This is a genomic window from Gordonia polyisoprenivorans (assembly GCF_017654315.1).
Lineage (GTDB): Bacteria > Actinomycetota > Actinomycetes > Mycobacteriales > Mycobacteriaceae > Gordonia > Gordonia polyisoprenivorans_A.
This window is the reverse complement of record NZ_CP072203.1, coordinates 494,693-507,219: the sequence shown is the minus strand read 5'-3', so window position 1 is coordinate 507,219 and position 12,527 is coordinate 494,693. Positions and strand designations below refer to the sequence as shown.

Below are 12,527 nucleotides of genomic sequence, written 5' to 3'. Positions count from 1 at the left end.
ACGGCGATGCGGGTGCGGGAAATTCGGGTACGGGGAGTCGTCGTTGCGGCGGTCATCGCGATCGTCGCGTTGCTGGCCGGCCCGACTCTGGGAGCGGCAGGAACGGCGCATGCGGCCACCGGCCCCGACGGCGGAGCCCCGGCCAAGCGGTGGCTCGCCTCGCACGACGGCCCGCAGCCCTACGCCGACGTCAACACCCAGTGGGACGTCCCGATCCGGATGGGCGACGGCACCATCCTGCGCGCCAACGTCTACCGCCCGGCCAACGCGGCCCGGATACCGACGACGGCCAGGACGCCGGTCATCGTGACCATGACGCCCTACACCAAACTCGTCTCCGCGATCACCGCGGCTGCGTTGGCCAACCCGGTGCTGGCGCCGCTGGCCGTCCAGGTGGCCTCGGCGATCAACTTGTCGGGCACCCCGATCGACGGCATCAACGACGTCGCGCACCTGATCCGTGATCAGGGACTGCGCAACTTCTCCGTGGACTTCGATCTCGTGCGCAGCGGTTATACGGTGGTGGTCGTCGACGTCCGCGGAACCGGCTTTTCCCAAGGGGATTGGGACGTCTTCCAGCAACGGGAGCAGCAGGACTCCGTCGAGGTCATCGACTGGGCCGCCAAGCAGAAATGGTCCAACGGGAAGGTCGGCATGTCCGGCGTCTCGTACTCGGCGATCAACCAGATCCAGGCCGCCAACAAACATCCCGAAGCCCTCAAGGCGATCTTCCCGGTCGAACCGGGCGGCGATCTGATCCGTGACATCGTCGCACCGGGTGGCGCGCTCGGCGTCGGATTCCTGCCGCTGTGGCTGACCCTGGTCAATTCCACCAAGCTGGTCCCGAGCGTCGCGTCGATGCTCAACGGCACCTTCGACTGGACGTGGCTGGCCGACCGCCTGCGGGACCCGTTCACCTTTTTCCCGCAACTCATCCAGGCGCTGACCGTCCCGAACATCGCGTCGATCCCACCCCAGCTACGCGATCTGCTGAGCCCGAATTCCGGTCCGCGTACGGCCTGGCAGGACCACGCCGACACGATCACCACCCCGACGCTCATCTACGGCGGATGGTTCGATCTGTTCACCAACTCCGAGGTCGCGATGTACAACAAGATTCCGCTCGCGCCCGGACGTAAGCAGTTGATCATGGGCGACGGTTACCACCTCACGATCGGCGGTGGGCAGGGCCGGCCGGGTACGCCACCACGTCTCGACGTGCTGCAGAAGGCGTGGTTCGACAAGTGGCTCAAGGGAATCGACAACGGGATCGACCGCTATGGCCCGGTGAACCTCAAGCAGGTCGGCGACCGGTGGATCACCGCCTCCCAGTTCCCCCGCGCGGGCATGACCCGTCAGCGCCTCTACCTCGGTGATCGGCGCTCGGGCACGGCCCCGTATGCGCTGGGCGACGGCAGCCTGGGCACCGGGGTCCCGGCGACCCGCGCCCGGATGACCGTGGCGCCGGGACTGGCGACACTGTGTTCGCGCGACTCCGCACAGCAGATGGCCGGCCTGACCGCGATCTTCCCCGACTGCGCCGACGACGCACGGATCTCCGAACGCAACGCGCTGAGCTTCACCAGCGCACCGATGACCGCCACCCGCAGCGTCAGCGGCTACAGCAACGTGCATCTGAACATGGTGCTCGACGCGCCCGACGGCTACTGGACCGCGACACTCAACGACGTTGCCCCGGACGGCACGTCCAAGGTCATCAGCTCCGGGCAGGTGGTTGCGTCTTTGCGCGAATATGACCGTAGCCGTTCACAATTCGCGCCCAACGGGGATGTGATCGATCCGTTCTACACGCTCACCCTCGACACCCGCCACCCCGTGACGCCGGGTAAGTCGGTGGGCATCGACATCGGACTCCTACCGACGGAGGCGCTGATCGGCAAGGGTCACCGGCTGCGGATCGACGTGTTCGCGATGAACCTGCCGCGCGGGCTCCCGCTGCGGCCGCTGCTCAACGATTCCGGGCTTCGACCCCAGCACATCGAGCTGGATCCGAGTAACCCCAGCTTCGTGAACCTGCCCCTGTCGGCACCCCTGTGAGAAACCCCCTGGACGGTTCATCGTTACGGTGAACTGGTGCACGCCTTCGCCGACTGGCTCATCGGGGTCATCGAGTCGGTTCCCTCCTGGGCGGTCTACCTGATCGCGGCGGGCATCGTCTACCTCGAGACGGCCCTGCTGATCGCCGGTCTGGTGATGCCGAGCGAGGCGGTGCTGCTCGCGGCCGGGGTCGCGGCAGCGGTCGGCTCCACCAACATCGCCTGGCTGGTGGTCATCGTGGTGTTGTGCGCGGTCGCCGGGGATGCGACCGGGTATTGGCTGGGCCGGGTCGGTGGGCAGCGGCTCAAGGAGTCGGGGCTCGGGCGCCGATTCGGCGAGCAACGCTGGGACAGCGCCCAGCAGCGTTTGGAACGATCCGGCCTGCTCGTCGTCGGCACCGGCCGCTGGGTCGGGTACGTGCGGACGATCGTGCCGCGGATGGCGGGCATCAGTCGGATGAGCTTCGTGCGGTTCGGCATCGCCGATGCGATCGGCGCACTGACGTGGGCGTCTGCTGTGCTGCTGGCCGGCTATTTCGCCGGGGCGGTGCTCGGTGCGACGATCCTGCTCTACGCCGTGATCGCCCTCGTCGGTGTGGTCGCGGTCTTCTACGGCGTCAGCTGGGCGGTGCACCGCTGGCATCGCGGTGACATCGGCTGAGAGCCGACCCCGCGGGGCGAAGGCGAATACAGATTCCACCGATCCGGCGCGACACGCCGTGGAATCCGGGTCGGTGGCCCGCTCCGGTGGAAGCTGTATTCGTATGCGAGGCCCTCAGCCGGGTTCCGACCCGGAGTCGGCGGCTTCGAGGGCCGCGGCCTGGCGACCGTAGCGGGTGGCCAACCACGAGCACATGATCAGCTGGATCTGGTGGAAGATCATGAGCGGCAACACGATCAGACCGACCACCGACCCGCTGAACAACACCGTCGCCATCGGTAGACCGGTCGCGAGGCTCTTCTTGGTTCCGCAGAACTGGATGGCGATGGCGTCCTCACGGTTGAAGCCGAGCCGTCGTGGCAGCCATCCGGTCAGCCACAGCATGAATGCGACGAGCACGATCGCGACCACCGCCATCGCCACCACCTGCCACACCCCGACGATCGACCAGATGCCGTTGCGCACACCCTCGCTGAACGCGGCGTAGACGACGAGCACGATCGACCCGCGATCCACGTACTTCGTCGGCTCGGCGAATCGCTTCAGGATCGGTGTGACCAGTGGTCGGCAGAGCTGGCCGAGGATGAACGGCACCAGGATCTCCAGCAGGATCTCGAGGACCTGCGAGCCGGTGATGTGCACACCGTTGGTGCTCGACATGAGCACCACGACCAGCACCGGGGTGAGGACGACACCGAGCAGGTTCGACGCCGACGCACTCACGATCGCGCCCGCGACGTTGCCCCGGGCCATCGAGGTGAACGCGATCGAGGACTGCACCGTCGACGGCACCAGGCACAGATACAGCAACCCCGATGTGAGGTCGTCACCGATCACCGGCCGCAGCAGCGGGTGCAGCGCGAGCCCGATCAGGGGGAACACCACGAAGGTGAAGGCCAGGATGATCAGGTGCAGGCGCCAGTGCGTCAGCCCTTCGAGTGCCTGCCGGGGATGAAGTCGGGCGCCGTAGAGGAAGAACAGGAAGCCGATGGCGACCACGACGACCCAGTCGAGGACGTCGGCGAATTCGCCACGGGCGGGCAGGAAGGCCGCGACGACGACCGCTGTGAGGATCGCCAGGATGAATCCGTCGATCGGCGAGCGGCTCAGCAGGGAGCGCATGCGAATCTCTCAGCGCTGGGCGGTGTCGGCTGCAGGTTCGGACGCGCATACTCCGCGCAGCGTGCACGATGCGCAGCTCGACTCGCCACACTCGTCGGCCGGGCCCTGCGCGTCGGTTTTCGCCGCATCCGCCGCGGGGGCGGTGTGGTCATGGGAGCCGGCATCGGCCGAGCAGCACGAGCAACCCGAGTCCTCGTCGGGGTCGACCGCCCAGCGTGCCGCGCGCACCCCGTAACCACTGACGACGCCGACCACCACGAGCGCGGCCAGCAGGGCGCCGACGGCGAACAGGAACGACCACGTGCCGCCGACACCGAGCGTCAGCAGCCCGCCGGCGATCACGATCGCCGCGGCGCCGAGGGTGCCGGGGGCGGCCACCTTGTTGGCCAGCGCGAAGGCTTCGTCGGAGACCAGTGTCTCCGGTGCGCGGACGCCGAGCCACCGGTTGCGTCGCAGCCTGCCGCGCAGACCGGCGACCCCGACCACGACCCACACGAGGGCCAGGACGAACACGCAGATGGCGACGACGACGGACAGAACGCTCACCCGACCACCATACGAGCTGGGGCGGGCGGTGGCGAAACGCGACCACGGACTGCGCGCGCGAGCGGGGCGAGTGCCGCTGCAATGTGCCTCGGGCCACCATTTACGCTGGTGGGGTGACTTCAGCGGATACCTCGACCCCACCGGCCCAGGGCACCCATCGCTACACGGCCGAACTCGCGGGCCAGATCGAGCAGCGCTGGCAGCGGAACTGGTCCGACCGGCACGCCTTCGAGGCGCCGAACCCGGTCGGACCGCTCGCCGGTGACCTCAGCGCCTTCGGTGGCGGCGCTCCCGACTCGCCCGAGAAGGTCTTCGTCCAGGACATGTTCCCGTATCCCTCGGGTGCGGGTCTGCACGTCGGACATCCCTTGGGGTTCATCGCCAGCGACGTGTTCGCCCGGTATCAGCGGATGATCGGCCGCAACGTCCTGCACACGATGGGTTTCGACTCCTTCGGCCTGCCCGCCGAGCAGTACGCGGTGCAGACCGGTACCCATCCGCGTACCACCACCGAGGCCAACATCGAGCGCTACCTCGGGCAGATCCGTCGGCTCGGACTCGGCCACGACGAACGACGACGCGTGGCCACCACCGACGTGGACTTCTATCGCTGGACGCAGTGGATCTTTCTGCAGATCTACAACGCCTTCTACGACACCGAGCAGCGCAAGGCGCGGCCGGTCTCCGAGCTGATCGCCGAATTCGATTCGGGTGCACGCACTCTCGATGGTCACGACAAGTTCGACGGACGGGACTGGGCCGACCTGTCAACGGCCGAGCGCAACGAGGTCGTCGACTCCTATCGTCTGGTGTATCAGAGTGATTCGCTGGTGAACTGGTGTCCCGGGCTGGGTACAGTGCTCGCCAACGAGGAGGTCACCGCCGACGGTCGCAGCGACCGCGGCAACTTTCCGGTGTTCCGTAAGCACTTGCGGCAGTGGATGATGCGCATCACCGCCTACTCCGACCGCCTGCTCGATGACCTCGACGACCTGGATTGGCCGGAGAAGGTCAAGACGATGCAGCGCAACTGGATCGGGCGTTCGCGGGGTGCGCAGGTCCGCTTTGCCGCCGGCGGCGCGACGATCGAGGTCTTCACCACCCGCCCCGACACGCTGTTCGGCGCCACCTACATGGTGCTCTCGCCCGAGCATCCGCTGGTCGACGAGCTCACCGCCGACGCCTGGCCCGACGGCACCGATCCCCGATGGACCGGTGGCGGTGCCGACACCCCGGCCGCCGCCATCGCGGCCTACCGCGCCGCGATCGCCGCCAAGTCGGATCTCGAGCGGCAGGAGAACAAGGAGAAGACCGGCGTCTTCACCGGCACCTACGCCACCAATCCCGTGGACGGGCGCGAGATCCCGGTGTTCATCGCCGACTACGTGCTGATGGGCTACGGCACCGGGGCGATCATGGCGGTGCCCGCTCACGACGGTCGTGACCATGAGTTCGCCACCGTCTTCGGCCTGCCCATCCTGGAGGTCATCGGATCCGAGCAGGGGGTGGCCACCGAGCCGTTCGTCGGCGATGGTCCGCTGGTCAATTCCGGTTTCCTCGACGGTTTGCGCGTCGACGAGGCCAAGGCCGCGATCATCGCGTGGCTCGAGGAGCGCCGCGCCGGCGAGGGTACCATCCAGTACAAGCTGCGCGACTGGCTCTTCGCTCGCCAGCGGTATTGGGGCGAACCGTTCCCGATCGTCTACGACGCCGACGGTCAGGCCCACGCGTTGCCGGAATCGATGCTGCCGGTGGAACTCCCGGAAGTCGACGACTACGCGCCGGTGTCCTTCGACCCGGAGGATTCCGGGTCCGAGCCGTCGCCGCCGCTGGCCAAGGCGACCGAGTGGATGACCGTCGAACTCGATCTCGGTGACGGTCTGCAGACCTACACCCGTGACGCCAACGTGATGCCGCAGTGGGCGGGCAGCTCGTGGTATCAGCTGCGCTACATCGATCCCACCAACGACGAGACGTTGTGCGCCAAGGAGAACGAGGCCTATTGGATGGGCCCGCGGCCGGCGCTGCACGGGCCGAACGATCCCGGCGGCCTCGACCTCTACATCGGTGGCGTCGAGCATGCCGTGCTGCACCTGCTGTATTCGCGCTTCTGGCACAAGGTCCTCTTCGATCTCGGTTATGTGACCAGCCGGGAGCCGTACCGAAAGCTGTTCAATCAGGGCATGATCCAGGCCTACGCCTACACCGACTCGCGCGGCATCTACGTGCCCGCCGAGGAGGTGACCGAGCGTGACGGGAAGTTCTTCTACAACGGCGACGAGGTCTCCCAGGAATACGGGAAGATGGGGAAGTCGCTGAAGAATTCGGTGACCCCCGATGACATCGCCGCCGACTACGGCGCCGACACCCTGCGTCTCTACGAGATGTACATGGGGCCGCTCGACCAGTCTCGCCCGTGGGCCACCAAAGATGTTGTGGGACTGCAACGATTCCTGCAGCGGGTGTGGCGTCTGGTGGTCGACGAGGAGACCGGCACGGTGCGGGTCACCGACGCCGAGCTCGACGACGTGACGAAGCGGTTGCTGCACACGACGATCGCCGAGGTGCGCGAGGAGTTCGCCGGTCTGCGCTTCAACATCGCGGTCGCGGCGCTGATCAAACTCACCAATCACCTCACCAAGCAGTTCGAGGGTGGTGCCCCGCGCGCCGCCGTGGAGCCGCTGGTCACCATGCTCGCCCCGCTGGCCCCGCACATCGCCGAGGAACTCTGGCACCGCCTGGGTCACGGTGAACTGCTGGTGCGCGGGCCCTTCCCGGACGCCGACCAGCAGTGGCTCGTCGCCGACACCGTCGAGATCGCCGTGCAGGTGAAGGGAAAGGTCAAGAGCCGCATCACCGTTGCCGCCGATGCCGACGATGCGACGCTGCGCGAGGTGGCGCTGGCCGACGAGAAGATCGTCGCCCTGCTCGACGGGGAACCCCGCAAGGTGATCATCGTACCGGGACGATTGGTCAACATCGTTCCGTAGTACGGCGGTGCGAGCCCTTCTCGGCTGTGAGGCGCTGCGCCCGAGCTCGGAGCAGAAGGTAGGCGGGCAGGCCGGCCGAGGCCCCCAACAGCGACACGACGCCGACGAGGATCCGGGACCTGCGCGGCAACCGGTCATCGAGCACCGCGGCAGTGACGAGGATCAGCACCGCGATGATGACATCCACGGCGAAGTAGCTGCTGACGCCCGTTGCGAAGAGCTCGCGGACAAACAGCGGTAGGTCCAGACCGTTGTGTGCGACCCACGGTGCGAGCGCGACCAGTGGGCCGACTATTCCACCGGCGAGGGCCAGCAAGTAGACACGTTCAGTTCTCGACCACTGCATGTGCACCTCATCCTCCGTTGTGTAGCGATCGCTACATAGGGCGGACTGTAGCATCTGCTACATGAGGGAAGCCAGTGCTGGCGGGCGTGGGCGCCCTGAGCAGCGGGACCGATTGATCGCAGGCGCAGTGGAGTACGCCTCCATCCACGGGCTCGGGGCTCTGTCGTTGCGTCCGCTTGCTGCTCACCTGGACACCAGCGATCGAATGCTGCTGTACTACTTCGGTTCTCGCGATGAGATCATCCGGTCGATCTGTGATCACCTCACAGCCGACCTTCAGGCTCTGCTCACGACCACAGTCGTGTCCCGACGGCTGTCACCGGCGGAACTACTCGAGCGCGCCTGGGCAGTCATGTCAGATCAGCGGCTGCGTCCATCTCTGGTGATCTATCTCGAGATCGATGTCTATGCCGCCCGCGGCACGGAGCCGTTCGTCGCGGCCGCTCATGCCGCTACCGCCGCGTGGCTCGAGTGGTTGACGTGTCACCTGGATACCCCAATCGATGAAAGGGATGCCGCCGCGGCAGCACTGCTCGCCATCGTCGACGGCCTACTGCTGCAGGCCGCGGTCGCCCCGACCGCCCCGACCGCTGATGCCCACCAGTGGCTTGCTCGGCTGCTCGCCGGGCGGTGGGAATCGGAGAGCACTGGTTCCGGGCCTCGGAGGCCGTCTCGCTAAAAGTGGGTGGGTTGCGATCCGGAACGCTGGCTCCGGCGAGGCCCGGGGTGCTCGTGCCGACGCGGGTCGTCCTCTGCCGCCTTCACCGCGACCCGAGTGTCAGATGATCTCGGGCAGAAGTTGATTGAGGCGTGCGAGGGCATCCTCATTGCGTCGATAGTGTGACCACTGGCCGATCTTGGTGCAGTGCACGAGGTCTGCGCGCTGCAAGACCGCCACATATTGCGAGACGGTCGACTGGGATGCGCCCATCCGAGCTTGAATGTGCTTGAGGCACACGCCCACTTCGCTTGCGGGTTCGAGTTGCGGCGGGAAACTCTCCGGGTCGCGCAGCCACCGCATGATGGCCAGCCGCTGTGGATGTGCGATCGCCTTGAGGGCGGTGACCACCCACTCGTCGGTGTCGACCGACTCACTGCTGCTCATCGCTCCAGCATATCTGCTCATCGCGATCTTGTGATATACATTCATCGTAAAATCACGATCTAACGATGGAGGCTTCATGTCGATATGTGGGAACGCTCTGGTCATCGGTGCACGAGGGGTCATCGGAGGCAACCTGGCCGAGCACCTGGCAGGCACGGGCAACTGGGATGTGGTCGGGATATCACGACGTGGCGGAGAGGATGGGCCGCGCGTACGCCACGAGCGCGCAGATCTCCTCGATCTCGACTCCACGCGGGCCGCGATCGGTCGTGCCGCGGAGACGACGCATCTGTTCTACGCCGCCTACCAGGACCGTCCGAACTGGTCGGACCTCGTCGAACCGAACGTGACGATGCTGCGCAACGTCCTGGATTCGGCGGATCTCCTACCCGCCTTGGAGCACGTCAGCCTGATGCAGGGCTACAAGGTCTACGGGGCCCATCTCGGTCCGTTCGCGACCCCGGCCAGGGAGAGCGATCCGCCGCACATGCCGCCCGAGTTCAATGTCGATCAGCAACAATTGCTCGAGCGACGGCAGCGGGGACAGAGCTGGTCGTGGTCGGCGATCCGCCCGTCGGTCGTTGCGGGAGTCACCGTGGGCAATCCGATGAATATCGCGATGGTGCTCGCCGTGTACGCGTCGATCAGCAAGGAACTCGGAATCCCACTGCGCTTTCCCGGCAAGCCGGGTGCCTACTCCAGCCTCATCGAAATGACCGACGCGGGCCTGCTCGCGCGCGCCACCGAATGGGCGGCGACGACTCCGTCGGCCGCCAACGAGGCCTTCAACATCACCAACGGCGACATGTTCCGGTGGCAGCGCATGTGGTCGGTGGTCGCCGACTTCTTCGACATCCCGGTCGCGGATCCGTTGCCCATGTCGTTGTCCGAGGTGATGGCCGACAAGCAGCAGGTATGGGACGCGATGGTCGCCGAGTACGAACTCGAGCCCACCCCCTACGAGGACGTCTCCTCCTGGCAATTCGGCGATTTCGTGTTCGGCTGGGACTACGACGTGATCGCTGATACCTCCAAGAGCCGACGCGCCGGTTTCCACGACTACGTCGAGACCGACGCGATGTTCACCAGGATCTTCGAGCAACTCCGGGAGCGCAGGCTCATCCCCTAGTTCTTCGGCGCTTCAGTTCCTCGGCACTCCGGTGGGTCAGTACTTCGCCGGGAGTTTGCGGGCGTAATCCGATCCTAGGGTCACCCATCGGCTCAACTGGCGCTCGGTGCGCACGCCCTCGCCGCCGACGCGGAGCCAGCCGCGTGTCTCGCGGCCGGACATGATCATCGGCTCGGTGTGCGGATACTCCAGGAGTACCTCGGTCTGCTCGGGCGGGACCCGCACCATGAGTCCACCGCGGGAACTCGCCGCCAACGCCATGTTGCCGTTGATGAGGAACGCGAGACCGCCGAACATCGGCTTCTCGTCCACGTTGCTCTCACCGCTGAGCAATGCGCGGATCCGAAACGCGAGTTCATCGTCGTAGGCCACCACTCGAGGGTAGGCATCGCGCTCGGGAAGGTGGGCTGGACAGCAACTTACTTCTGAGTAAGATAGCCCGCATGGCGATCAATCTGGAGCTCCCGAAGAAGTTCGATTCGGCGGTCGAGCAAGCCCACCTCGCGGCCGAGCACATCTTCCGACCGGTCTCGCGCAAGTACGACAAGGCCGAGCACGAATACCCCAAGGAACTCGACGACCTCGGCGCACTCGCCAAGAAGGCGCGCGAGGCGGCCAAGGAGTCGGACAAGTCGGGTGGAACCGATGCCGATGCGGGCACCGTCAACGGCGCCAACATCCGTGGCGTGCTGCACGGCGTCGAGATGGGTTGGGGCGACGTCGCCCTGATGCTGTCCATCCCGTACCAGGGATTGGGCAACGCCGCGATCTCCGCGGTGGCCACGCCGGAACAACTCGAGAAGTTCTCCGGTGTCTGGGCGGCGATGGCGATCACCGAACCGAGCTTCGGCTCCGACTCGGCGGCCGTGTCGACGACGGCCACACGCGACGGCGACGACTACGTCATCAACGGCGAGAAGATCTTCGTCACCGCCGGCTCCCGCGCCGACCATGTGGTCGTCTGGGCGACCGTCGACAAGAGTGCCGGCCGCGCCGCGATCAAGAGCTTCGTCGTGCCCCTCGACGCCGACGGCGTGAGCGTGGTGCGTCTCGAGCACAAGCTGGGCATCAAGGCCTCCGACACCGCGGTCCTGCGGTTCGAGAACGCGCGTGTGCCCGCCGAAAACCTGCTCGGCTCACGGGAAGTGGAGACCAAGAAGGCCTTCGCCGGGGTCATGCAGACCTTCGACAACACCCGCCCGGTGGTCGCCGCGATGGCCGTGGGACTCGGCCGGGCCGCGCTCGAAGAACTGCGCAGCCTGCTCGGCGACGCCGGCCACACCATCGACTACGACGCCCCCGCGGCCACCCAGCATGCTGCGGTCGCCGAGTTCATCCGGCTCGAATCCGATTGGGAGGCTTCCTGGTTGCTCGCGGTCCGGGCGGCCTGGATGGCCGACAACAAGGAGCCCAACTCCACCGAGGCGTCGATGTCGAAGGCCAAGGCGGGCCGCACCGTCACCGACATCACCAACAAGGCGGTGGAACTCGGTGCGACCGCGGCATTCTCGGAGACCATGCTGCTCGAGAAGTGGGCTCGCGACGCCAAGATCCTCGACATCTTCGAGGGCACGCAGCAGATCCAGCAGCTGATCATCGCCCGCCGCATCCTCGGAAAGTCCAGCGCCGACCTCAAATGACCGACGGGTCCATCGGCCGCCGAGGCGGATGACCGGAAAGCTCAGCGCAGCAAACGTGTTCGCAGCCGGTCCTCGCGGGCCAGCCGTGCGGTGTCGCGTTCGCGTCGTGCTGCCATGACTGCGGCGAGGACATCCTCGGCCGGCGCCTGCGGCGGAGGAGCGGGCGCGACGTACGGCGCGATCGCGAAGATCAGACGCTCCGCGAGAGCCGAGCGCGCCGCCGGATTGTAGCCCTCACGACGATTCAGGAACTGCCGTACCGACACCGCCAACGGGTCCGGGAGAGCGGCGATGTCGGCTGTGCTCGCCCACGGGGCCAGTGGCGGCGGCATCGGGATCGGTTCGGGCAGCGTGATCTTGAATCGTTCGCGGATCACGTATGTGCCGGCGACGAGGTCGCCGATGCGTTTGTTGCGGCGGTTCACCGCCGCGCAGATCATCGCCGGGACACCGAAGAACGTGTAGATCTCGACCACGCCGATCATCGCCCGGGTCAGGGCGTGGCGGAATCGGATCGGGCCGGCGTCGTCGCGCACGGTCCGCAACCCGAGTATCACGTGCCCGAGGGTTTTCCCACGCGTCAGTGTCTCCCACGTCGTCGGCACCGCGGCGAATGCGATCACCGTCGACACCGTGAGGCAGGCGCCGAACAACGCGTCGTCGACGTCATAGGCCAGCTTGAACGACAGGTAGATGCCGAGGATCAACACGAGGTAACCGAGGATCAGATCGATCACCCCGGACAGAATCCGCAGCCCGAACGAGGCGGCAGGCAAGTCGAGGGCGACGGCCTCACCCGACACCTGGTCGTCGCGACCGACGCCGACCGTGCCGACCGCGCCCCGACCCCAGGTGACCGGCGGATACGGCCGCACCGGATAGGTCATCTGCTGCGGATACATGCGCCACACTCTAGGCCACCACGCCGAGA

General features: G+C 66.6%; 12 protein-coding genes. 6 read left to right on the top strand and 6 right to left on the bottom strand.

Annotated features, from left to right (window positions below; translation table 11 throughout):
* Window positions 1–6: 6 nt before the first annotated feature.
* Window positions 7–2,058 carry a CocE/NonD family hydrolase gene (locus J6U32_RS02405; RefSeq protein ID WP_208793400.1) on the top strand — a complete coding sequence of 684 codons (2,052 nt, stop codon included), beginning with the start codon at window positions 7–9 and terminating at the stop codon, window positions 2,056–2,058.
* 36 nt (window positions 2,059–2,094) lie between these two features.
* The gene (locus J6U32_RS02400; RefSeq protein ID WP_208793399.1) at window positions 2,095–2,718 is read left to right on the top strand and encodes a DedA family protein; all 624 of its coding nucleotides are present in this window, start codon (window positions 2,095–2,097) and stop codon (window positions 2,716–2,718) included.
* Between the two features lie 114 nt (window positions 2,719–2,832).
* On the opposite strand, the gene J6U32_RS02395 is transcribed toward J6U32_RS02400, so the two are convergent.
* Together J6U32_RS02395 and J6U32_RS02390 are read right to left on the bottom strand one after the other, a co-directional pair.
* On the bottom strand, window positions 2,833–3,840 hold the full coding sequence (locus J6U32_RS02395) for a bile acid:sodium symporter family protein (RefSeq protein ID WP_208793398.1): 1,008 nt from the start codon (window positions 3,838–3,840) through the stop codon (window positions 2,833–2,835).
* Between the two features lie 9 nt (window positions 3,841–3,849).
* A complete protein-coding gene (locus J6U32_RS02390; RefSeq protein WP_208793397.1) occupies window positions 3,850–4,386 on the bottom strand; it encodes an SdpI family protein in 537 nt (178 codons plus the stop codon).
* Between the two features lie 113 nt (window positions 4,387–4,499).
* Between J6U32_RS02390 and leuS the strand changes: the two genes are divergently transcribed.
* Window positions 4,500–7,376 (top strand): leucine--tRNA ligase, encoded by a 2,877-nt coding sequence (leuS, locus tag J6U32_RS02385; RefSeq protein ID WP_208793396.1) that lies wholly within the window; start codon window positions 4,500–4,502, stop codon window positions 7,374–7,376.
* On the opposite strand, the gene J6U32_RS02380 is transcribed toward leuS, so the two are convergent.
* Window positions 7,360–7,722 (bottom strand): DUF2834 domain-containing protein, encoded by a 363-nt coding sequence (locus J6U32_RS02380; RefSeq protein ID WP_208793395.1) that lies wholly within the window; start codon window positions 7,720–7,722, stop codon window positions 7,360–7,362. The two genes, leuS and J6U32_RS02380, sit on opposite strands and share 17 nt — an antisense overlap.
* Before the next feature lie 61 nt (window positions 7,723–7,783).
* On the opposite strand from J6U32_RS02380, the gene J6U32_RS02375 reads away from it, so the two are divergent.
* Window positions 7,784–8,401, top strand: a complete 618-nt coding sequence (locus J6U32_RS02375; RefSeq protein WP_208793394.1) for a TetR family transcriptional regulator — start codon at window positions 7,784–7,786, stop codon at window positions 8,399–8,401.
* Between the two features lie 99 nt (window positions 8,402–8,500).
* Here J6U32_RS02375 and J6U32_RS02370 read toward each other — a convergent pair whose 3' ends face one another.
* Window positions 8,501–8,827: an ArsR/SmtB family transcription factor gene (locus tag J6U32_RS02370; RefSeq protein WP_208793393.1), complete on the bottom strand. Its 327-nt coding sequence runs from the start codon at window positions 8,825–8,827 to the stop codon at window positions 8,501–8,503.
* Between the two features lie 76 nt (window positions 8,828–8,903).
* Between J6U32_RS02370 and J6U32_RS02365 the strand changes: the two genes are divergently transcribed.
* Window positions 8,904–9,956 (top strand): SDR family oxidoreductase, encoded by a 1,053-nt coding sequence (locus J6U32_RS02365; RefSeq protein WP_208793392.1) that lies wholly within the window; start codon window positions 8,904–8,906, stop codon window positions 9,954–9,956.
* Between the two features lie 36 nt (window positions 9,957–9,992).
* On the opposite strand, the gene J6U32_RS02360 is transcribed toward J6U32_RS02365, so the two are convergent.
* A complete protein-coding gene (locus J6U32_RS02360) occupies window positions 9,993–10,328 on the bottom strand; it encodes a TfoX/Sxy family protein (RefSeq protein ID WP_208793391.1) in 336 nt (111 codons plus the stop codon).
* Window positions 10,329–10,399: 71 nt separating this feature from the next.
* Between J6U32_RS02360 and J6U32_RS02355 the strand changes: the two genes are divergently transcribed.
* On the top strand, window positions 10,400–11,596 hold the full coding sequence (locus J6U32_RS02355; protein ID WP_208793390.1) for an acyl-CoA dehydrogenase family protein: 1,197 nt from the start codon (window positions 10,400–10,402) through the stop codon (window positions 11,594–11,596).
* Between the two features lie 41 nt (window positions 11,597–11,637).
* Here J6U32_RS02355 and J6U32_RS02350 read toward each other — a convergent pair whose 3' ends face one another.
* Window positions 11,638–12,507: an RDD family protein gene (locus J6U32_RS02350; protein ID WP_208793389.1), complete on the bottom strand. Its 870-nt coding sequence runs from the start codon at window positions 12,505–12,507 to the stop codon at window positions 11,638–11,640.
* Between the last annotated feature and the right edge of the window lie 20 nt (window positions 12,508–12,527).

Excerpts from the sequence above, each read along its gene's own strand:
- J6U32_RS02355 (WP_208793390.1), top strand. The coding sequence starts at position 10,400 with ATGGCGATCAATCTGGAGCTCCCGAAGAAGTTCGATTCGGCGGTCGAG.
- J6U32_RS02405 (WP_208793400.1), top strand. The coding sequence starts at position 7 with ATGCGGGTGCGGGAAATTCGGGTACGGGGAGTCGTCGTTGCGGCGGTC.
- J6U32_RS02380 (WP_208793395.1), bottom strand. The coding sequence starts at position 7,722 with ATGCAGTGGTCGAGAACTGAACGTGTCTACTTGCTGGCCCTCGCCGGT.
- J6U32_RS02395 (WP_208793398.1), bottom strand. The coding sequence starts at position 3,840 with ATGCGCTCCCTGCTGAGCCGCTCGCCGATCGACGGATTCATCCTGGCG.
- J6U32_RS02370 (WP_208793393.1), bottom strand. The coding sequence starts at position 8,827 with ATGAGCAGCAGTGAGTCGGTCGACACCGACGAGTGGGTGGTCACCGCC.
- J6U32_RS02365 (WP_208793392.1), top strand. The coding sequence starts at position 8,904 with ATGTCGATATGTGGGAACGCTCTGGTCATCGGTGCACGAGGGGTCATC.
- J6U32_RS02375 (WP_208793394.1), top strand. The coding sequence starts at position 7,784 with ATGAGGGAAGCCAGTGCTGGCGGGCGTGGGCGCCCTGAGCAGCGGGAC.